The sequence below is a fragment of the Mesorhizobium sp. Mes31 genome (assembly GCF_024519675.1).
Lineage (GTDB): Bacteria > Pseudomonadota > Alphaproteobacteria > Rhizobiales > Rhizobiaceae > Mesorhizobium.
The window spans coordinates 205210-226125 of record NZ_JALJRL010000005.1; the positions used below are offsets into that span (position 1 = coordinate 205210).

Genomic DNA, 20916 nt, shown 5'->3' on the forward strand with positions numbered 1-20916 from the left:
TGCCGGGCCTTGACCCCGGCGTGGATGGAGAACGCTTATGCCTGCTGTGCAGGAGACGATCGATCGAGTCCGCAAGATCGATGTCGACCAGTATAAATATGGATTCCAGACCGAAATCGCGATGGACAAGGCCCCGAAGGGGCTGAGCGAAGACATCATCCGTTTCATTTCGGCCAAGAAGGACGAACCGTCCTGGATGCTGGAATGGCGTCTGGAAGCCTATCGCCGCTGGCTGACGCTTGACGAGCCGACCTGGGCGCGCGTCCATTATCCCAAGATCGATTTCCAGGACATCTACTTCTATGCGGCGCCCAAGAGCACGCCCGGCCCGACCTCGCTCAGCGATGTCGATCCCGAACTGCTGAAGGTCTATGAGAAGCTCGGCATTCCGCTGAGGGAGCAGGAAATCCTCGCCGGCGTGCAGAAGACCGACGCCTCGGAACTCGAGGAAGTCAGCGACAATGTCTACAAATCGGGCCGTGTCGCTGTCGACGCGGTGTTCGATTCCGTCTCCGTCGTCACCACCTTCAAGAAGGAGCTGGCGCAGGCCGGCGTCATCTTCTGCTCGATCTCGGAAGCTATTCGCGAGCATCCGGAACTGGTGAAGAAGTATCTCGGTTCGGTCGTGCCGACTTCCGACAACTACTACGCCACGCTGAATTCGGCTGTGTTTACCGACGGGTCCTTCGTCTTCGTGCCCAAGGGCGTACGCTGCCCGATGGAACTGTCGACCTATTTCCGCATGAACGAGAAGAACACCGGCCAGTTCGAACGCACGCTGATCATTGCCGAGGAGGGGGCCTACGTCTCCTATCTCGAAGGCTGCACGGCGCCGCAGCGCGACGAGAACCAGCTTCACGCCGCCGTGGTCGAACTGGTGGCGCTCGACGACGCCGAGATCAAATATTCGACGGTGCAGAACTGGTACCCCGGCGACGCCGAGGGCAAGGGTGGCATCTACAATTTCGTCACCAAGCGCGGCGACTGCCGTGGCGACCGTTCCAAGATCTCGTGGACGCAGGTCGAGACCGGCTCGGCCATCACCTGGAAATACCCGAGCTGTATCTTGCGCGGCGACGATTCCAGCGGCGAGTTCTATTCGATCGCCGTGTCGAACGGCTATCAGCAGGTCGATAGCGGCACCAAGATGATCCATCTCGGCAAGAACACGTCGAGCCGCATCATCTCCAAGGGCATCGCCGCCGGCTTCTCGCAGAACACTTATCGCGGCCAGGTTTCGGCGCACCGCAAGGCGACCAACGCCCGCAACTTCACCAACTGCGACAGTCTGCTGATCGGCGACCAGTGCGGCGCGCACACCGTGCCCTACATGGAAGCCAAGAATTCGACGGCGCAGTTCGAGCACGAAGCGACGACCTCGAAGATTTCCGAGGACCAGAAGTTCTACGTCATGCAGCGTGGCATTCCCGAGGAAGAGGCGATCGCGCTGATCGTCAACGGCTTCGTCAAGGACGTCATCCAGCAACTGCCGATGGAATTCGCGGTCGAAGCGCAGAAGCTGATCGGCATCTCGCTCGAGGGCTCGGTCGGCTGACCGGACAGATATTCAGGAAACAAAAGAATGCTTGAGATCAGAAACCTGCACGCCCGCATCGTCGATGACGGCACCGAAATCATCCGCGGCTTGAACCTGACGGTGAAAGCCGGCGAGGTCGCCGCCATCATGGGTCCGAACGGCTCGGGCAAATCGACGCTGTCCTACATCCTCGCCGGGCGCGAGGACTATGAGGTGACCGAGGGCGACATCCTCTACAATGGCCAGTCGATCCTCGAAATGGACCCGGCCGAGCGCGCGACTTCCGGAATCTTCCTCGCCTTCCAGTATCCGATGGAGATACCGGGCGTTGCGACCATGGAATTCTTGAAGGTTGCGATGAACGAGCAGCGCAAGGCGCGTGGCGAAGAGCCGCTGAAGATTCCGGAATTCCTGAAGCGCGTGAAAGAAGCCGCCGCCTCGCTCAGCATGGACATGGCGATGCTGAAGCGGCCGCTCAATGTCGGCTTCTCCGGCGGCGAGAAGAAGCGCGCCGAGATCCTGCAGATGAAGCTGCTGGAGCCGAAATTGTGCGTGCTCGACGAAACCGATTCCGGCCTCGACATCGACGCGCTGAAGATCGTTTCCGACGGCGTCAATGCGCTGCGGGCGCCTGACCGGGCGTTCCTGGTCATCACCCACTACCAGCGCCTGCTCGAACACATCGTGCCGGATAGCGTGCACGTGCTCTACAAGGGCCAGGTCATCAAGTCCGGCGACAAGTCGCTGGCGCTCGACCTCGAAGCCAATGGCTATGCCGGAGTGATCGGCGAAGCCGCTTGAGATGCCAGAGGCGAAGCTGATGAATATGCACACACAACCGCAGCGGACACCGGCCGAGACGGCGTTGATCGACGCCTTCGGCGACCGGCTGTCGCTGCTGCCGGGCGACGGCGCGGTGATGCTGAAGCGCGACGACGCCATCGAAGCGATCAAGCACGGCCTGCCGACGCGGCGCGTCGAATCCTGGCACTACACGGACCTGCGCCGGCTGCTGAATGCGGTGCCGGACTTCGATCCAGCCGCGGCGGTCAAGGCCATTGCTCCAATCGTGGAAGGCTCGGCCGTATTGGCCGTCCTGAACGGCGTATCGAGCACGAAGGTGCCGGCCGTTGAGGGCGTTACCGTGCAGCGCCTGTCGGAAAAGCTGATCGATGGCAGCATCGCGCCTGGGCTCGATCCCTATGGCAGCGACGATGCCATCGGCGCTTTGAACACCGCTTTCGTTGCCGATGGTTATTTTGTCGACATCGCCGATGGCGCCGAACTGGACAAGCCGATCGAATTGCAGAATCTGCAGGCCGGTGGCCAGACGCATGTGCGCCTGCCGGTGCGTGTCGGCGCTGGCGCCAAGGCAATCATCGTCGAGCGTCAGACGGGTGACGGGGCGGCTCTGGTCAGCTCGGTCAGCCAGCTGGTGCTCGGCGAGGGCGCCGAGGTGACGTGGCTGATCGTCCAGGAGCAGCCGGAAACGGCGACGCATCTGGCGCAGTTCAAGGCTCATATCGGCAAGAATGCCAAGCTGACGCTGTTCGTCATGAATGCCGGCGGCAAGCTCGTGCGCCAGGAGGTCATGGTCAAGACCACCGGCGAGGGCGCGGATTTCAAGCTGCGTGGTATCAACTTGCTTGCAGGCGACACCCATAGCGACGTGACCATGGTGCTCGACCACACCGTGCCGCACACGACCTCGACGGAAGTGATCCGCAACGTGGTGACCGGCAAGGCGCGCGGCGTCTTCCAAGGCCGCATCAACGTCCATCAATATGCGCAGAAGACCAATGCCAAGATGGCCTGCAACACGCTCCTGTTGTCGGACGACGGCGAGTTCTCGACCAAGCCCGAACTTGAAATCTTCGCCGACGACGTCGTCTGCGGCCATGGTGCGACGGTGACCGAAATAGACCACGACCACCTGTTCTACCTGATGGCGCGCGGCATCGACGAGAAGAGCGCGCGCGGCCTTCTGGTCAAGGCGTTTGTCGCCGAGGTGATCGAGGAATTGGACGACGAGACGATTGTCGAGGCGCTCGAAGCGCGGCTTGACGACTGGTTCGTGGCACACGGATGATTCTGATGAACGCTCCAGGCAAGATCGGAGATTTCTACGACGTCGAGGCGATCCGCCGCGACTTCCCGATCCTGTCGCGGGAAGTCTATGGCAAGCCGCTGGTCTATCTCGACAACGGCGCCTCGGCGCAGAAGCCGCAGGTGGTGCTGGATACAATTCAGCACGCCTACAGCCAGGAATATGCCAACGTCCACCGCGGCCTGCATTTCTTGTCCAATGCCGCGACCGATGCCTATGAAAAGGCGCGCGAGACGGTGCGTCGTTTCCTCAACGCGCCGAGCACCGACAATATCGTCTTCACCTCGAACACGACGTCGGCGATCAACACGGTCGCCTATGGCTATGGCATGCCCAACATCGGCGAGGGCGACGAGATCGTGCTGTCGATCATGGAGCACCACTCCAACATCGTGCCGTGGCATTTCATCCGCGAGCGGCAGGGCGCCAGGCTGGTCTGGGTGCCGGTCGACGATCTCGGGGTCTTCCACATCGAGGAATTCGAGAAGCGGCTGACCGACCGCACCAAGCTTGTCGCCATCACGCAGATGTCGAATGCCTTGGGCACGGTGACGCCGATCAAGGAGATCGTGCGTATTGCGCATGCGCGCGGCATTCCGGTGCTGGTCGACGGCAGCCAGAGCGCCGTGCACATGCCGATCGACGTGCAGGATCTCGATTGCGATTTCTTCGTCTTCACCGGCCACAAGGTCTACGGTCCGTCCGGCATCGGCGTGCTCTACGGCAAGAAGGACATTCTCCTGGGCATGCGACCGTTCATGGGTGGTGGCGAGATGATCGAGGAAGTGACGGAAGACATCGTCACCTACAACGAGCCCCCGCACCGCTTCGAGGCCGGCACGCCGCCAATCGTGCAGGCTATCGGGCTGGGCGCGGCACTCGACTATATGGAAAAGATCGGCCGCGAGCGCATTGCCGCACACGAGGAAGACCTCAAGACCTATGCCCACGAGCGCCTTCGCGCCATCAATTCGCTGCGCATTTTCGGCGACGCACCGGGCAAGGGGGCGATCATTTCCTTTGAGTTGCAGGGCATTCATGCCCATGACGTGTCGATGGTGATAGACAGGCAAGGCGTTGCAGTGCGCGCGGGCACCCATTGCGCCCAGCCGCTGTTGAAACGTTTTGGCGTAACCTCCACATGCAGGGCATCGTTCGGCATGTATAATACCAGGGCCGAAGTCGACGCTTTGGCAGAAGCGCTCGAAAAAGCGCGAAAGTTCTTCGGGTGACGATCATGGACGACGCTAGCCATACCACCGAGACCGCACCGGAAGCGGCCATCAACCCGCTGGTTTCCGCTTCGGCCATTCCCGCCGACGAATTGGCGCGGCTGACCGACGACATCGTCTCGGCGCTGAAGACCGTCTACGACCCGGAAATCCCGGCCGACATCTACGAACTTGGCCTTATCTACAAGATCGACATCGAGGACGACCGCTCGGTCAAGATCGACATGACGCTGACCGCGCCCGGCTGCCCTGTCGCTGGCGAAATGCCCGGCTGGGTGGAAAACGCCGTCGGCGCGGTCGAAGGTGTTTCCGGCGTCGAGGTCAACATGACCTTCGACCCGCCCTGGTCGCCCGACCGCATGTCAGAAGAGGCACAGGTGGCGGTGGGTTGGTATTGAGGCAGTAAGGCGAGCCGGATGTTCGACAGATCTTCGCCCGGTGCCCCGAGTGGAGGCGACATTCCGGCTTCGGCGAGGGTGGTCGAGGTTTGGGGCGCACCGGTTCTAGACGTTCTCGATGAACCGGCGAAGTATCACAGCGTTATTGGTGCAATGCCTTCCGCGATCAGGAACGTCATCTGCGTCGAGTTGCTAAGCTGGCAGGTCCTCAACGGCGGCTTCAGGCAGTATTTTTGGAATTCCTATGGGATAACGGCGCAAGGGGCCATTCAAGGTTTCCGAGTCATGGGCCTTGACGTGCATGCAGAATTGACGCGCCGGGCCTGCGCTTTGCTGGGCGAATGTTTTCCCGAAGAGCGTTTGGCGAGAATGGAAATCGTGGGTGAAGTTGGTGGCAGCGGCATAGATTTTGACGCCTTGGATAACGCGTTCTATGCCTTGGAGGAAAATGAACGGGAGTCGTCTGAAGCCGCGCTCGATGCATACGCTACGGCAGCGCTGCATGGGCAATGGCAATAAAGACCTTGCAGCGTGACGCCAATATAACCATTTTGATTTAGGAATGATCCACGGGCCTTGAACCTGTGCGAAAGTGGAGAATGACATGGGACGCTTCGCCGTCATCACGATGACCGAAAAGGCCGCCGACCGGGTGCGCGAGATCGTCGCCACCCGCGACAACGCGCATGGCATTCGCCTCGGCATCAAGAAGGGCGGCTGCGCCGGCATGGAATACACGGTCGATCTGGTCACCGAGCCCAACACCAAGGACGACCATATCGAGCGCGACGGCGCCCATGTCTACGTCGCGCCTGAAGCAGTGCTTTTCCTGTTCGGCACCGAGATGGACTTCGAGCAGACGACGCTGCGCACCGGTTTCACCTTCCACAACCCGAACCAGAGTTCGGCCTGCGGCTGCGGCGAATCCGTCGAACTGAAGCCGGCTGATTTGAAGGCGCTGGCAGAGGCGCGGGCGTCGGCCTGATCTGTCCTTCGCCCCGTTTACGGGGAGAAGGTGTCACGAAGTGACGGATGAGGGGCAGCGCCAGCGTATCCGAATTCGCATCACACTTTCCAAAGTCTGCGCCGCCCCTCATGTGCCTGCCGGCATCTTCTCCCCGTAAATGGGGCGAAGAACTCTACTCCACCCACATTCCCGTCCGTTTGTGCCAGTCGGCGATCGATTCCTCGGGATAGACGTCAAATGCCTTGTCGCCCTTGCCGACATCTGGCTCGACCCAGTTCGCCTTGTACTTCAGCATCAGATGCACCTTGCTCGGAGGCTTCGGCAAGTCACTGTCGATCGCCGAGGCGAAGGGATGGACCAACTCCGGCCAGGTCGGATCGTAGAGCCACAGTGCCGATCCGCATTTCCTGCAGAAATTCCGCTCGCCTGACGAGACTTCGCACTGCGGATGCTCGTCATCCTCGATCTCGGCTCGATAAACGCCGAGATTGCGCTTGCCGGTGATTTTCAGCGTTTCGTAGTCGGCGCCGAGATTGATGGCGAAGCCGCCACCACCCTGTTGCTTGCGGCAGATCGAGCAATAGCAGAGCATAAACGGCACCGGTGTGTGGCTCTCGACCTCGAAACGCACGGCGTTGCACCGGCAGGACCCTTTGAGCAGAAGCGGCATGAAAAACTCCGACGAATTTCGTTCTCAACCTGTCAGCATGGTTTTGGTTGCGGCGATGACAATGCCAGATGCCGATGTCATGATCGCGGCATGGACAATGAACGCATAGCCGAACTTTTCGAAGGCCTTGGCCCGGTCAGCATCCGAAAACTGTTCGGCGGCAAAGGCATCTATTTTGACGGCGTCATCGTCGCCATCGTGCTGCGCGGCGAATTGATGCTGAAGGCCGACGAGCAAAGCGCCCCCGCCTTCGAAGCCGCCGGTTGCAAGCAATGGACCTATACCGGCTCGCGGCACGGCAAGCTGGTCTCCATGCCCTACTGGAGCATTCCCGACAGCGCCTTCGACGATCCGGACGAGATGGCGGTATGGGCGCGCCGCGCCCATGAGGCGGGACGGCGCGCCGGCAAGTAGCTGCGTGGAAACTACAATGCCCTGGCGATCTTCGCCGCCAGTCGTGCATTGTTTTCGACCAGGGCGATGTTGGTCTTGAGGCTCCTGCCGCCGGTCAGTTCGAGGATTTTCGAGAGCAGGAATGGCGTCACCGCCTTGCCGGTCACGTTGAGAGCCTCGGCTGCCTTCTGCGCGGCTTCGATATAGCCGGCCATCTCCTCGGCCGGGATCTCTTGGTTTTCGGGCACCGGGTTCGCGATCAGCATGCCGCCGCCGAGCCCGAGCGCTTGCCGTGTCTGGTAGAAATGCGCGATGTCTTCCGGCTTGTACAAGGTCAACGGCGCGCGGAACGGCGAATGCCGTGACCAGAAGGCTGGCATCGTCTCGCAGCCATGGCCGACCACCGGCACGCCGCGCGTCTCCAGCACTTCCAGCGTCTTTTCGATGTCGAGGATGGCCTTGGCGCCGGCCGATACGACGATGACTGGCGTGCGCGCCAACTCGTCGAGATCGGCGGAAATGTCAAAACTCTTTTCGGCGCCCTTGTGCACGCCGCCGATGCCGCCGGTGGCGAACACCTTGATGCCGACCATATGCGCAGCGATCATTGTGGCGGCGACCGTGGTGCCGCCGGTGCGCCCTTGCGCGACGGCAAAGCCGAGGTCGGCGCGCGACAGCTTCATGGCATCGCCGGTCATGGCGAGCGATTCGCGCTCACCGTCCGAAAGCCCGATCTTGATGCGGCCGGCAACCACGGCGATCGTCGCCGGCACGGCGCCGCCATCGGTGATGATCTTTTCGACGTCCGCCGCCATCGCGCCATTGTCGGGGTAGGGCATGCCGTGGGTGATGATGGTGCTTTCCAGCGCCACCACCGGCCGGCCAGCAGCCAAGGCTTGCGCCACCGGCGCATGAATATCGATGAAGGGGCGGGCGGTCTCTGGGGTCATCTTGATCTCCAACCCGGAGTGCGGCGATCCATCGGGACGCGCGAGCGGCACTCCGGCACTATGAATTTGCCGGTCTCATGCCACTTCCTGCGCATCCGGCACAAGAGCCAGCGCCTCTGAGAAGGTCGCCGCAGTGAAATCGGGAACGGCGTCGGCGCTTTCGATGGCCAGCGTCGCCGCTGCGACGCCCTCGCGCAACGCCCCGCGCAACGGCGTGCCGCGCAGCAGGGCAGCGACGGTTGCGCCCGCCAGCGCATCGCCGGCGCCGGTGACATCCGTCACCTTCCTGGGCGCGGGCGGCATGACGGCAAAGGTGCCATCCTGGTCGAAACCCAGCACCGGGCCGCCGCCCGCCGTCACCACCGCGCTGGAAAGGCCGGCGCGTTTCAGGCCATCAACGATGTCTTGCCGGGACGCCGTACCGTCCAGGCCAGCCAAGGCGACGGCTTCGCGCTGGTTCATGAAGACGACAGCCAGACGGCCGAGGACCGATTTCAAGCGCACGATCTTGGCCGGCGAAATGGCGATGGCGAACACGGGCTTGCCGGCGGCAAGCAAAACCAGCCGTTCCAGTGCCGCCGAAGGCAGATTGGCGTCGCACAGAATGGCATCGGCGGCCGCGATCACCTCTCGCACCTTGGAACGACGAATCTGCTTGGGAAACGCCAGGTCATAGAGGGCCATGTCGGCAAAACCGACGATCAGTTCGCCATCGCGGTCGATCAGCGCCGTGTAGCTCGGCGTCGTCCGATCGAGGAACACGGCGGACAGGTCGGCGATGCCTGCTTCCGCGATGGCTCGCGAGACGGTATCGGCGGCGGCATCGCCGCCACGCAGCGACAGCAGCGAGGCGGAGACTCCGCGCCGCACCAGACTGCGCAATGCGTTGAAGACGCCGCCGCCGACATCCTCGCGCATCGTGCCCGGATTGGAGGCGGCGGGCACGTAAGCGCCCGAAACCTGGCCGCGCCGGTCGATATGGGCACCGCCCACCGCCAGAATTCTTGGAGATTTCACCATGCCGGCGATATGACCTTTGTTATTCCAGCCGCACAAGCGCTAGGCTGCGTGATGGAGCTTCGCATGCAAGGCAGCGATTCGGCGGATCGAAACAACCGAGCTGCCTGGCCCAATGCGCGACGCATTCCTGCTCGAGTTCCTGGGACGAAAAAAGAACAAATCTGGATATCGGTTGTTTTTCAGATATTTGAGGCCTCTTGCCAAACGAGAACAAAAAAGGTACAAAATGGCAGGGATTACGGATTGTCCGGCCTTCATTGACGACCAAGGGGTGATGTATCATGGCTCAGAATTCTTTGCGGCTGGTAGAGGACAAAGCGGTGGACAAATCAAAGGCTCTTGATGCGGCGCTGTCGCAAATCGAGCGGGCTTTCGGCAAGGGCTCGATCATGCGGCTCGGCGCGAACGAGCAGGTCGTCGAGATCGAAACGGTGCCGACCGGCTCGCTTGGCCTCGACATCGCGCTTGGCGTCGGTGGCCTGCCGCGCGGCCGTATCATCGAGATCTACGGGCCGGAAAGCTCGGGCAAGACGACGCTCGCCCTGCACACTGTGGCGGAAGCGCAGAAGAAGGGCGGCATCTGCGCCTTCGTCGATGCCGAGCATGCGCTGGACCCGGTCTATGCGCGCAAGCTGGGCGTCGATCTCGAGAACCTTCTGATCTCGCAGCCCGACACCGGTGAGCAGGCGCTGGAAATCTGCGACACGCTGGTGCGTTCCGGCGCCATCGACGTGCTGGTGGTCGATTCGGTCGCGGCGCTGACGCCTCGCGCTGAAATCGAAGGCGAGATGGGCGATTCGCTGCCCGGCCTGCAGGCCCGGCTGATGAGCCAGGCGCTGCGCAAGCTGACGGCATCGATCTCGCGCTCCAACACCATGGTCATCTTCATCAACCAGATCCGCATGAAGATCGGCGTCATGTTCGGTTCGCCCGAGACCACGACCGGCGGCAACGCGCTGAAATTCTATGCTTCGGTGCGCCTCGACATCCGCCGCATTGGCTCGGTCAAGGACCGCGACGAGGTCGTCGGCAACCAGACCCGCGTCAAGGTGGTCAAGAACAAGCTGGCGCCGCCCTTCAAGGTGGTCGAGTTCGACATCATGTATGGCGAGGGCGTGTCCAAGACCGGCGAACTGGTCGATCTTGGCGTCAAGGCCGGCGTTGTCGAGAAGTCGGGCGCCTGGTTCTCCTACAATTCGCAGCGTCTCGGCCAGGGTCGCGAGAATGCAAAACTGTTCCTGCGCGACAATCCCGACACGGCGCGTGAGATCGAACTGGCGCTCAGGCAGAATGCCGGGCTGATCGCCGAGAAATTCCTCGAGAATGGTGGCTCCGAGGGCGGTGACGACGGTTTCGAGGATGAAGCCGGCGCGATGTAGGACGAGCATGGCCCGTCAGGGCTCCAGCCTGAGTTCGCGTACCCCAGTTTGAGTTTGCGTATCATGCGTTTCGAACCGCCGGCCCCTGGGTCGGCGGTTTTGCGTTTTGGCGATCAGCCAAGCCGGTCCGGACACTCGGCAAGGCCGCGATTTGGACCAATTCCGTGTTTCTGGACAGGCTGCGGTGCGAACGTTAAAAGGCCAAGTCCATCTTCCAAGGACAAAGTCTATTTTCCGCCGGGCCGACCGGCGGTTCTCTCGAAAAGGCAGCATTCATGAGTGGCGTGAACGATATCCGGTCGACATTTCTCGACTATTTCCGCAAGGAGGGTCACGAGATCGTCGCGTCGAGCCCGCTGGTGCCGCGCAACGATCCGACGCTGATGTTCACCAACGCCGGCATGGTGCAGTTCAAGAACGTCTTCACCGGCCTTGAGAAGCGGCCCTATTCGCGCGCCTCGACCGCCCAGAAGAGCGTTCGCGCCGGTGGCAAGCACAACGACCTCGACAATGTCGGCTATACCGCGCGCCATCTGACCTTCTTCGAGATGCTCGGCAATTTCTCCTTCGGCGACTACTTCAAGGAGCGTGCGATCGAGCTGGCCTGGAACCTGATCACCAAGGAATTCGGGTTGAACAAGGACAAGCTGCTGGTCACTGTCTATCATACGGACGACGAAGCGGCCGGCTTCTGGAAGAAGATCGCCGGTTTTTCCGACGATCGCATCATTCGCATTGCGACCTCGGACAATTTCTGGGCGATGGGCGACACCGGACCGTGCGGGCCGTGCTCGGAAATCTTCATTGACCGGGGCGAGCACATCTGGGGCGGCCCTCCCGGCAGTCCGGAGGAGGACGGTGATCGTTTCCTCGAATTCTGGAACCTGGTGTTCATGCAATATGAGCAGGTGACGAAGGAGGAGCGCATCGATCTGCCGCGCCCGTCGATCGACACCGGCATGGGCCTGGAGCGCATGGCGTCTATCCTGCAAGGGGTGGAAAGCGTCTTCGAAACCGATCTGTTCCGTCATCTGATCGATGCGGCGTCGTCGGCGATCGGGCATGGTCCCGACAAGGAGACCGTTGCGTCGTTCCGCGTCATCGCGGACCATCTGCGCTCGTCCTCTTTCCTGGTGGCCGACGGCGTGCTGCCGTCGAACGAAGGCCGTGGCTATGTCCTGCGCCGCATCATGCGGCGCGCCATGCGCCATGCGCAGTTGCTTGGCTCCCGTGATCCGCTGATGTGGCGCCTGGTGCCGGCGCTGGTGCGCGAGATGGGCCAGGCGTATCCGGAACTGGTGCGCGGCGAACAGTTGATCACCGAGACGCTGAAGCTCGAGGAAACCAGGTTCCGCAAGACGCTGGTGCGGGGCCTCGGCCTGCTTTCGGAGGCTACGGAAAAGCTGAATGCCGGCGACATGCTGGATGGCGAAACGGCCTTCAAGCTCTACGACACTTACGGATTCCCGCTCGATCTGACGCAGGATGCGCTGCGCCAGCGCAACATCTCGGTCAATCTTGCCGGCTTCACCGATGCGATGGAGCGGCAGAGGGCCGAGGCGCGCGCTCATTGGGCAGGCTCCGGCGACGCGGCCACCGAGAGGGTCTGGTTCCCGGTGCGCGAGCAGGCGGGCGCCACCGAGTTCCTCGGCTACGAGACCGAGCAGGCGGAAGGCCTCATCCAGGCCCTTGTCAGGGACGGCAAGACCGTCGATAGCGCCACCAAGGGCGAGGCGGTTGCCGTGGTCGTCAACCAGACACCGTTCTATGGCGAGTCCGGTGGCCAGATGGGCGACACCGGCGTCATTTCGGGCGAAGGCTTCTCGATCGATATCTCCGATACGCAGAAGAAGGCGGATGGGCTGTTCGTCCATATCGGCAAGGTGGCCAGCGGTACGGCCAAGACCGGCGCGGCCGTCGAGTTGAAAGTCGACCATGCGCGCCGCACCAGACTGCGCGCCAACCATTCGGCGACGCATCTGATCCACGAGGCGCTACGCGAGGTGCTCGGCAGCCATGTCGCGCAGAAGGGCTCGCTGGTCGCGCCAGAGCGCCTGCGCTTCGACATTTCGCACAACAAGCCAATCTCGGCCGAGGAACTCGAAGAAGTCGAGCGCATGGCCAACGAGATCGTCGTGCAGAACAGCCCGGTGTCCACGCGCCTGATGTCGGTCGACGACGCCATCGCCGAAGGCGCCATGGCGCTGTTCGGTGAGAAGTACGGCGATGAAGTGCGTGTCGTGTCGATGGGCACCGGCCTGCATGGCGCCAAGGCGAACCGGCCCTATTCGGTCGAGCTCTGCGGCGGCACGCATGTCAGGGCGACCGGCGATATCGGTCTGGTGCGTGTCGTGTCGGACAGCGCGGTTGCCGCCGGCGTGCGCCGCATCGAGGCATTGACCGGGGAGGCCGCACGCAAGCATCTCGACGAGCAGGATCGGCGCCTGAAGACTGTTGCCGCGACGCTGAAGATTTCGCCGGCCGACGTGCCGGCGCGTGTCGAGGCGCTGCTCGACGAGCGCAAGAAGCTCGAGAAGGAACTGACCGAGGCGCGCAAGAAACTGGCGCTGGGCGGTGGTGCCGCGGCGGGCGCTCCGTCGGAAAACGAGACCGTGGCAGGCGTCGGTTTCCTCGGCAAGGCGGTTTCCGGCGTCTCGCCAAAGGATTTGAAGCCGTTGGCTGATGCCGGCAAGACGTCTCTCGGCTCCGGCGTCGTCGTCTTCGTCGGCGCTGGCGAAGACAACAAGGCGAGCGTCGTGGTCGCTGTCACCGACGATCTTGTCGGCCGCTTCAGCGCCGTCGATCTGGTGCGCGTGGCCTCCGCCGCATTGGGCGGGCAGGGCGGCGGCGGGCGGCCTGACATGGCCCAGGCCGGCGGTCCCGATGCGTCGAAGGCCAACGACGCGATTGCGGCTGTGAAGGCGGCGCTCGAAGCCGCCTGATCAGATAGCAAGGGTCCAACGACCGGGCCTTTGCCGTCAGTCGGCCTTCTGCGTGCGGGCAAAGCTCGGCCGTGCCGCGATGCGGGCCCACCAGCCCTGGATCTCGGGAAATTCGGCCAGCAGCTTTTGCCCGTCCGAAACCTTGACGAAATAGCCGATGATCGGCGCCGCATGCAGATCGGCCAGCGTCAGCTGGTCGCCCAGCAACCATGGTCCCGGCGCTTTCAGCGAGGAGAGCGCCTGCAGGGCCGTGCTTGCCTGTGAAAGCCCGCCGGCGATCAGGGCCTCGTCGGGCGCCTCTTTCTCCAGCCGCTCGACGGCGACATCCCAGACCATGGATCGGTAGGCATAGGCGTCGAGCATGCCGATGATCTGGTTCATCATTGCGCGTGCACGCGGGTCCTTCGGCTGCAACGCCGGGCCGTCAAACGCGTCGTCGACATATCTGGCAATCGCGCTCGTCTCGAAAAGGCGGAAGCCGTCATGCTCGAAGGCCGGGATGCGGCCGAACGGGTGATGCTCGAAATACCAGGCAGGAACGCCCCCGGCGGCAAAGACATCGACCGGCACGAGCTCGTAGTCGATGCCTTTCTCCGCGAGCACGAGGCGGACGATGCGCACATAGACGCTGTAGTCCGCCCCGTAGACGATGGGCTTGCCCATCTTGTTTGCCTGTCAGGCCATCGCCTTCTGCAAATTCTCGTCGATCTTGTCGAGGAAACCGGTGGTCGACAGCCAGGGCTGGTCGGGGCCGATCAGCAGCGACAGGTCCTTGGTCATGAAGCCGGACTCGACTGTCTGGATGCAGACCTTTTCCAGCGTCTCGGCAAAGCGCTTCAGCTCGGCATTGTCGTCGAGCTTGGCGCGGTGAGCCAGGCCGCGTGTCCAGGCGAAGATCGAGGCGATCGAATTGGTCGAGGTTTCCTCGCCCTTCTGGTGCTGGCGATAGTGGCGGGTGACGGTGCCGTGCGCGGCTTCGGCCTCCACCGTCTTGCCGTCCGGCGTCATCAGCACCGAGGTCATCAGGCCGAGCGACCCAAACCCTTGCGCCACGGTGTCGGACTGGACGTCGCCGTCATAGTTCTTGCAGGCCCAGACATAGCCGCCCGACCATTTCAGGCTGGACGCCACCATGTCGTCGATCAGACGATGCTCGTACCAGAGCTTGCGCGCCTTGAACTCGGCCTCGAACTCGGCCTCGTAGACTTCCTGGAAAATGTCCTTGAAGCGGCCGTCATAGGCCTTGAGGATGGTGTTCTTGGTCGACAGATAGACCGGGTAGCTGCGCAGCAGGCCGTAGTTCAGCGAGGCGCGGGCGAATTCGCGGATCGACTCGTCGAGGTTGTACATGGCCATGGCGACACCAGCGCCGGGCGCGTCGTACACCTCATGCTCGATCACCTTGCCGTCCTCGCCGACGAACTTGATCGTCAGCTTGCCCTTGCCGGGGAAGCGGAAATCGGTGGCGCGATACTGGTCGCCGAAGGCGTGACGGCCGACGATGATCGGCTTGGTCCAGCCAGGCACCAGGCGCGGCACGTTTTTCATGATGATCGGCTCGCGGAAGATGGTGCCGCCGAGGATGTTGCGGATGGTCCCGTTCGGCGACTTCCACATCTTCTTCAGCTTGAATTCCTCGACGCGCTGCTCGTCGGGCGTGATCGTCGCGCATTTCACGCCGACGCCGTATTTCTTGATGGCGTTGGCCGAATCGATGGTGACCTGGTCGTTGGTGGCGTCACGATGCTCGATGCTGAGGTCGTAATATTCGAGCTTGAGGTCGAGATAAGGGTGGATCAGCTTGTCCTTGATGAACTGCCAGATGATGCGGGTCATCTCGTCGCCGTCGAGTTCGACGACCGGGTTCGCCACCTTGATCTTCGCCATGGAAAGAATGCCTCGTTGCTGGGATATGGGACGGCCTTGCCCGCATGGCGTTCGGCCGGGGATGCCCGCCCGTATATCAAAGCGTTTTTGGCCGCGCAAACGGCGATCGGTCACGAATGTGGGGCCGTGGCCGCTATCATTTGCGAATGCTTCATTTTCGCGGCCGAATGTGGCAGGGGACGCTGAAATGCCGCAAACAGCAGTTCATTGACAATCATGCCAGCCACCGAAGACACCACCACCACTCCCGCCGCCGGTCCGGCCATCATCCTGGTCGAGCCGCAACTCGGCGAGAACATCGGCATGGTCGCACGGGCCATGGCCAATTTCGGCTTGGTCGAGCTGCGGCTGGTCAACCCACGCGACGGTTGGCCGAGCGAGAAGGCGCGCGCGGCCGCCAGCCGCGCCGACCATGTCATCGATGCGGTGAAGGTCTACGACGATCTGGCCTCGGCGCTTGCCGACCTGAACTTCGTTTTCGCCACCACCGCCAGGCAGCGCGACGGCTTCAAATCCGTGCGCGGCCCGGTGGAAGCGGGCAGGGTGCTCCGGGCCCGTCACGGTATGGGGCAGCGCACCGGCATCCTGTTCGGCCGCGAGCGCTTCGGCCTCTACAATGACGAGGTTGGCCTTGCCGACGAGATCGTCACTTTCCCGGTCGATCCTGATTTCTCCTCGCTCAACATCGCCCAGGCGGCGTTGCTGATGTCCTACGAGTGGATGAAGTCCGGCCTCGAGGACGAGACAAAGACCAATTTCTCCGGCCCAGACATGAAGCCGGCAAGCAAGGAAGAGTTGCACGGCCTGTTCGCCTATCTGGAAGGTGCGCTCGAAGCGCGCGGTTATTTCCGGCCGGCGCCGAAGAAGCCGAAGATGGTCGACAATCTGCGCGCCGTGCTGACGCGCGCCGGCTTTGCCGAACCGGAGCTCAAGGTGCTGCGCGGCATCATCTCGTCGCTGGACAGGTTCTCGCCAGCGATGCCACGCGGTGACGGGTCTCCTGGCGACGATCCAAGGCGATTGCCCGCGGCAGCCGCGCGCGCCCGCAAGGCGGAAGCGGGTCGACCGGTGCCCGACGCCAATGGCGACGACAATGACACGCCGCCGCTCGGCGGCAGGGGAACCGACAATGACTGAGCGGCCGATCCTGATGTTCGATTCCGGCATTGGCGGGCTCACTGTGCTGCGCGAGGCGCGCGTCCTGATGCCCGACCGCCGCTTCATCTATGTCGCTGATGATGCTGCCTTCCCCTATGGCGCCTGGGAAGAGCCGGCGCTGAGAACGCACATCCTCGAACTGTTCGCTAAACTGCTCGACCGGTTTACGCCGGCCATTTCGGTCATCGCCTGCAACACCGCCTCGACGCTGGTGATCGATGCGCTACGCGAGAGATTTCCCGAGCATCCTTTCGTCGGCATGGTGCCGGCGATCAAGCCGGCGGCGGAACGCACGCGTTCCGGGCTGGTTTCGGTGCTGGCGACGCCCGGCACGGTGAAGCGCCAGTATACGCGGGACCTGATCAGCAAATGGGCGCAGAAGTGCCACGTCCGTCTGGTCGGCAGCGACAATCTGGCGGGATTGGCCGAGATCTACATGCGCGAGGGTTTCGTCGACGAAGAGGCGGTGCGCGCCGAGATTGCACCATGCTTCGTCGAACATGATGCGTTGCGTACCGATATCGTCGTGCTCGCCTGCACGCACTATCCCTTTCTGGCCAATCGCATGCGCAAGACGGCGCCCTGGCCGGTCGATTGGCTCGACCCGGCTGAAGCGATTGCGCGTCGCGCGCTTTCGCTTCTCGCGGACATCGATCCGACCAGTCGTGGCGAGATGCTGCCGGAAGGCCCCGACCTTGCTGTCTTCACATCCAAAAGGACCGATTTCCCGACCCGTCGCCTGATGCAGGGGTTCGGGCTGGCGATGTCCTGATCCTCGAAGGGAACATCAGGGCGACCGTTGCGTTTTTCTCCTGAAGCAAAAACGGGAGAACCGATCATGCCTGCCACCTCGAAAGCCCAGCAAATGGCCGCCGGTGCCGCACTTTCCGCAAAGCGCGGCGAGACGAAAAAGAGCGAGCTCAAAGGCGCGTCCCGGGAAATGTTCGAATCGATGAGTGAAAAGCAACTCGAGGAGTTCGCCGAGACGAAGCGCAAGGGACTGCCTGAAAAGAAACCGAAGCACTAGGACAGACGATCGGGCCTCGTGGTGGATATTCAGGTCATCCACGAGAACACGGTCAGAGAAGACAGAGAGAAGACGGGTCAGAATCAAAGCCCGCGGCCACAACCGCGGGCTTTGAATGATATGTCGGGCGTCTAAGCCGGAGTACGAGTTACCAGCGCGCCCAGCAGCGCCGCACCTTGTAGCGGATAACGTGTCTGTGGCCATGCCGCCAGACCACCTTCTTCTTCACCACCACGCGGCAAACCTGATGATGCCGGTGTCCTCGCCAATGTCTGGCTTCAGCCGGCTCCGGTGCAACCGCCATCGATCCGGCCAACACCGCCGCGCCTGCCAACGTAAGGAAGAACTTCTTCATGCGACTACAGTCTCCTCTAGCTCCAGTCCCTTCCTGATGCCGCTGGCGCAACCGCCTACCGCCACATCCGGCACTGCATCAACATGGGAAACGCTATATCGTTGCCTTGCCCAACGCCAGGCACAAGCTTGACACCGGTTAAAACTCGGTTTAACCAGCCGCCAACGCCGGGCAGCGATGTCCGGTGTTTGTTTTGTATACGCAAGATCAGTGAGCCTTATCCGTTTCTGATCCTGTTTGAAATGACGTGTCCCGTGGGTTTTCCGCCGCGTTGCGTGGGAAGACCCTGTCAGGTCTCGAAAACGGAGGCCAGAGGAGGGCGCGTTTCCTTCACCCGGACCATGAGGTTCCGGGTGTGTTGTTTTGAAAAGGGAATGCGATGAGCAAGCGCGAATCCGCGAAGTACAAGATCGACCGCCGTCTCGGCGAAAACATCTGGGGCCGCCCGAAGTCCCCGGTCAACAAGCGTGAATACGGCCCCGGCCAGCATGGCCAGCGCCGCAAGGGCAAGCTTTCCGATTTCGGCCTGCAGCTGCGCGCCAAGCAGAAGCTGAAGGGCCACTATGGCGACGTCTCGGAAAAGCAGTTCCGCAAGGTTTATGAAGAGGCCGATCGCCGCAAGGGCGACACCTCGGAGAACCTGATCGGCCTGCTCGAATCGCGTCTCGACGCGGTCGTCTACCGCGCCAAGTTCGTGCCGACCATTTTCGCCGCCCGTCAGTTCGTCAACCACGGCCACGTCAACGTCAACGGCAAGCGCGTCAACATCGGCTCGTACCGCTGCAAGCCGGGCGATGTCGTCGAAGTACGCGAGAAGTCGAAGCAGCTGGTGATCGTGCTGGAGGCAGTCGGCCTCGCCGAGCGCGACGTGCCGGACTACATTGACGCCGACCACAACAAGATGGTCGCGACCTTCGCGCGCATCCCTGGCCTGGCCGACGTTCCGTTCGCCGTGCAGATGGAACCGAACCTGGTCGTCGAATTCTATTCGCGTTGATCGAACGCATTTTACGACACCAAGAAAAGGCCGCCCTTCGAGGCGGCCTTTTCTTTGTCTGCCATGTCCGCTAATTCCGGGCGCAGCGACGTGCCGGACATTCGTCGCCCGAGGATTTTGGAACTGACGCCATGAACATGCTGCCAGACGCCGAATCGCTTGAATCAGGAACCGAAATCGAAGGTGGCTTTCATCCGCTGTTCGCCGATGTGCCGTCCTCTGTCGAATTCAACAAATTGCGCAAGCGGCTGCTGCGGCTTACGCGCCAGGCGATCGAGGATTTCGCGATGGTCAAGCCGGGGCAGCGTTGGCTGGTCGCGCTGTCGGGTGGCAAGGATTCCTACGGGCTGCTTGCCGTGCTGCTGGACCTCAAATGGCGCGGGCTGCTGCCGGTCGACTTGTTGGCCTGCAATCTCGACCAGGGCCAGCCGAATTTCCCCAAACACATCCTGCCCGACTATCTCGATAGATACGCCATCCCGCATCGCATCGAATATCAGGACACCTATTCCGTCGTCACCGACAAGCTGCCCGAGGGCAGCACCTATTGTTCGCTGTGTTCGCGGCTCCGGCGCGGCCATCTTTATCGCATCGCGCGCGAGGAAGGATGCTCGGCGCTGGTGCTCGGCCACCATCGCGAGGACATTCTCGAAACCTTCTTCATGAATCTGTTCCATGGCGGCCGTCTCGCCGCCATGCCACCAAAGCTGCTCAACGACGAGGGCGACGTCATGGTGCTGCGGCCACTGAGCTACTGCGCCGAAACCGACCTCGAAAAATTCGCCGCGGCGATGCGGTTCCCGATCATCCCTTGCGACCTCTGTGGCAGCCAGGAAGGTCTGCAGCGCAACGCCATGAAGGCGATGCTCGAGGATATCGAAAAGCGCATGCCCGGCCGCAAGGATACGATGCTGCGCGCGCTGTCCAACAGCAGGCCATCGCATCTGCTCGACAGAAGACTGTTCGATTTCGCAGCGCTCAATGAGACCCTCACCACCAGGCAAGACATTTCCGATGATATTTGACGACACCGCGATCGACTGGCTGGCCGGCATTCTGGCAGAGGCAGCCCAGACCGAGATCATGCCGCGCTTTCGCCGGCTGGGCGACGGCGATATCAGGCAGAAGACATCCGCCGCCGACCTGGTGACGGAGGCCGACGTCAATGCCGAGCGGCTCATCACCGCCAGGCTGCGCGAGCGCTATCCCTCGGCGATGGTCGTCGGTGAGGAAGCCTGTTCCGACAATCCGGCGCTGCTCGACGGCCTGGGCGATGCCGATCTGGCTTTCGTCGTTGATCCGGTGGATGGCACCTTCAACTTCGCTTCGGGCGTGCCGCTTTTCGGTGTCATGCTGGCCGTCGTGGTCAAGGGCGAGACCGTTGCCGGCATCATCCATGATCCGGTCGGCAAGGACTGGCTGATCGGTGCCAGGGGCGCCGGCAGCCATATCAGGCATGCGCATGGCAGCCTGGAGAAAGTCCATGTCGCGGCACCCGCACCGATCTATGAAATGACCGGCTCCGTCTCCTGGCAGTACATGCCGGAGCCGGAGCGATCGCGGCTGGCGCGCAACCAGACAAAAATCCTGTCGCAATTCGCCTACCGCTGCGCGGCGCACGAATATCGTTTGCTGGCCAGCGGCCATGCCCACTTCGTCGTCTACAACAAGCTGATGCCGTGGGATCATCTGGCCGGCGTGCTGATCCATGCCGAGGCCGGCGGCTACGCGGCGCGCTTCGACGGCAGCGCCTATCTGCCGTCGCATGTGGGCGGTGGTCTGCTGGTCGCACCCGACAGGCAAAGCTGGCAAGACCTGCGCCGCGAACTCTGGGCGCAGTAGAATCAGTTCCTGCGCCGGCGCTTACATCGCCGGCCGTATGCCGAAAAACAATAAT

Annotated in this window: 22 protein-coding genes; 16 read left to right on the forward strand and 6 right to left on the reverse strand. The window is 62.2% G+C overall.

The window, feature by feature from the left end; all coding sequences use genetic code 11:
- The first annotated feature begins 37 nt into the window (after positions 1-37).
- The 7 genes from sufB (at position 38) to sufA (ending at position 6259) form a co-directional block, all read left to right on the forward strand.
- Complete coding sequence (sufB, locus tag NR193_RS10990; RefSeq protein WP_256750867.1) at positions 38-1555, forward strand: Fe-S cluster assembly protein SufB; 1518 nt, start codon at positions 38-40, stop codon at positions 1553-1555.
- Between the two features lie 27 nt (positions 1556-1582).
- The gene (gene sufC / locus NR193_RS10995; RefSeq protein ID WP_056562278.1) at positions 1583-2338 is read left to right on the forward strand and encodes a Fe-S cluster assembly ATPase SufC; all 756 of its coding nucleotides are present in this window, start codon (positions 1583-1585) and stop codon (positions 2336-2338) included.
- 19 nt (positions 2339-2357) lie between these two features.
- Positions 2358-3626, forward strand: a complete 1269-nt coding sequence (gene sufD / locus NR193_RS11000) for a Fe-S cluster assembly protein SufD (RefSeq protein ID WP_256750868.1) — start codon at positions 2358-2360, stop codon at positions 3624-3626.
- 5 nt (positions 3627-3631) lie between these two features.
- The gene (locus NR193_RS11005) at positions 3632-4876 is read left to right on the forward strand and encodes a cysteine desulfurase (RefSeq protein ID WP_256750869.1); all 1245 of its coding nucleotides are present in this window, start codon (positions 3632-3634) and stop codon (positions 4874-4876) included.
- Between the two features lie 5 nt (positions 4877-4881).
- A complete protein-coding gene (locus NR193_RS11010; RefSeq protein ID WP_256750870.1) occupies positions 4882-5274 on the forward strand; it encodes an SUF system Fe-S cluster assembly protein in 393 nt (130 codons plus the stop codon).
- A gap of 18 nt (positions 5275-5292) precedes the next feature.
- Complete coding sequence (locus NR193_RS11015; protein WP_256750871.1) at positions 5293-5793, forward strand: DUF4375 domain-containing protein; 501 nt, start codon at positions 5293-5295, stop codon at positions 5791-5793.
- An 85-nt stretch (positions 5794-5878) separates the two neighbouring features.
- The gene (gene sufA, locus NR193_RS11020) at positions 5879-6259 is read left to right on the forward strand and encodes a Fe-S cluster assembly scaffold SufA (protein ID WP_256750872.1); all 381 of its coding nucleotides are present in this window, start codon (positions 5879-5881) and stop codon (positions 6257-6259) included.
- 154 nt (positions 6260-6413) lie between these two features.
- Here the strand turns inward: sufA and NR193_RS11025 are convergent, their stop codons facing one another.
- The gene (locus NR193_RS11025; protein ID WP_256750873.1) at positions 6414-6911 is read right to left on the reverse strand and encodes a GFA family protein; all 498 of its coding nucleotides are present in this window, start codon (positions 6909-6911) and stop codon (positions 6414-6416) included.
- Between the two features lie 90 nt (positions 6912-7001).
- Between NR193_RS11025 and NR193_RS11030 the strand changes: the two genes are divergently transcribed.
- Positions 7002-7325 carry a TfoX/Sxy family protein gene (locus NR193_RS11030; RefSeq protein WP_091578257.1) on the forward strand — a complete coding sequence of 108 codons (324 nt, stop codon included), beginning with the start codon at positions 7002-7004 and terminating at the stop codon, positions 7323-7325.
- A gap of 11 nt (positions 7326-7336) precedes the next feature.
- Here the strand turns inward: NR193_RS11030 and NR193_RS11035 are convergent, their stop codons facing one another.
- Together NR193_RS11035 and NR193_RS11040 are read right to left on the reverse strand one after the other, a co-directional pair.
- Positions 7337-8254: a pseudouridine-5'-phosphate glycosidase gene (locus tag NR193_RS11035; RefSeq protein ID WP_256750874.1), complete on the reverse strand. Its 918-nt coding sequence runs from the start codon at positions 8252-8254 to the stop codon at positions 7337-7339.
- Between the two features lie 75 nt (positions 8255-8329).
- Entirely contained in the window at positions 8330-9274 is a 945-nt protein-coding gene (locus tag NR193_RS11040; protein WP_256750875.1) for a carbohydrate kinase family protein, read from the reverse strand.
- Positions 9275-9555: 281 nt separating this feature from the next.
- Between NR193_RS11040 and recA the strand changes: the two genes are divergently transcribed.
- Together recA and alaS are read left to right on the forward strand one after the other, a co-directional pair.
- Positions 9556-10653 carry a recombinase RecA gene (gene recA / locus NR193_RS11045; protein WP_010909075.1) on the forward strand — a complete coding sequence of 366 codons (1098 nt, stop codon included), beginning with the start codon at positions 9556-9558 and terminating at the stop codon, positions 10651-10653.
- Between the two features lie 275 nt (positions 10654-10928).
- A complete protein-coding gene (alaS, locus tag NR193_RS11050; RefSeq protein ID WP_256750876.1) occupies positions 10929-13595 on the forward strand; it encodes an alanine--tRNA ligase in 2667 nt (888 codons plus the stop codon).
- Positions 13596-13631: 36 nt separating this feature from the next.
- On the opposite strand, the gene NR193_RS11055 is transcribed toward alaS, so the two are convergent.
- Both NR193_RS11055 and NR193_RS11060 read right to left on the reverse strand, forming a co-directional pair.
- Positions 13632-14258 (reverse strand): glutathione S-transferase family protein, encoded by a 627-nt coding sequence (locus tag NR193_RS11055; RefSeq protein ID WP_256750877.1) that lies wholly within the window; start codon positions 14256-14258, stop codon positions 13632-13634.
- 12 nt (positions 14259-14270) lie between these two features.
- Positions 14271-15482 carry an NADP-dependent isocitrate dehydrogenase gene (locus NR193_RS11060; protein ID WP_256750878.1) on the reverse strand — a complete coding sequence of 404 codons (1212 nt, stop codon included), beginning with the start codon at positions 15480-15482 and terminating at the stop codon, positions 14271-14273.
- A gap of 216 nt (positions 15483-15698) precedes the next feature.
- Between NR193_RS11060 and NR193_RS11065 the strand changes: the two genes are divergently transcribed.
- The 3 genes from NR193_RS11065 (at position 15699) to NR193_RS11075 (ending at position 17667) form a co-directional block, all read left to right on the forward strand.
- Entirely contained in the window at positions 15699-16619 is a 921-nt protein-coding gene (locus tag NR193_RS11065) for an RNA methyltransferase (protein ID WP_256750879.1), read from the forward strand.
- Positions 16612-17412: a glutamate racemase gene (gene murI / locus NR193_RS11070; protein WP_256750880.1), complete on the forward strand. Its 801-nt coding sequence runs from the start codon at positions 16612-16614 to the stop codon at positions 17410-17412. The genes NR193_RS11065 and murI overlap by 8 nt, the downstream gene beginning before the upstream one ends.
- Positions 17413-17478: 66 nt before the next feature.
- Entirely contained in the window at positions 17479-17667 is a 189-nt protein-coding gene (locus tag NR193_RS11075) for a DUF3008 family protein (RefSeq protein WP_256750881.1), read from the forward strand.
- Positions 17668-17815: 148 nt separating this feature from the next.
- Here the strand turns inward: NR193_RS11075 and NR193_RS11080 are convergent, their stop codons facing one another.
- On the reverse strand, positions 17816-18022 hold the full coding sequence (locus tag NR193_RS11080; RefSeq protein WP_256750882.1) for a hypothetical protein: 207 nt from the start codon (positions 18020-18022) through the stop codon (positions 17816-17818).
- Between the two features lie 379 nt (positions 18023-18401).
- Here NR193_RS11080 and rpsD point away from each other — a divergent pair, with 379 nt between their 5' ends.
- The 3 genes from rpsD (at position 18402) to NR193_RS11095 (ending at position 20861) form a co-directional block, all read left to right on the forward strand.
- Positions 18402-19019, forward strand: a complete 618-nt coding sequence (rpsD, locus tag NR193_RS11085) for a 30S ribosomal protein S4 (protein WP_256750883.1) — start codon at positions 18402-18404, stop codon at positions 19017-19019.
- Between the two features lie 131 nt (positions 19020-19150).
- Positions 19151-20044, forward strand: a complete 894-nt coding sequence (gene ttcA / locus NR193_RS11090; protein ID WP_256750884.1) for a tRNA 2-thiocytidine(32) synthetase TtcA — start codon at positions 19151-19153, stop codon at positions 20042-20044.
- Positions 20034-20861, forward strand: coding sequence for an inositol monophosphatase family protein (locus tag NR193_RS11095; RefSeq protein ID WP_256750885.1), 828 nt, complete (start codon positions 20034-20036; stop codon positions 20859-20861). The genes ttcA and NR193_RS11095 overlap by 11 nt, the downstream gene beginning before the upstream one ends.
- The last annotated feature ends 55 nt before the right edge of the window (positions 20862-20916 follow it).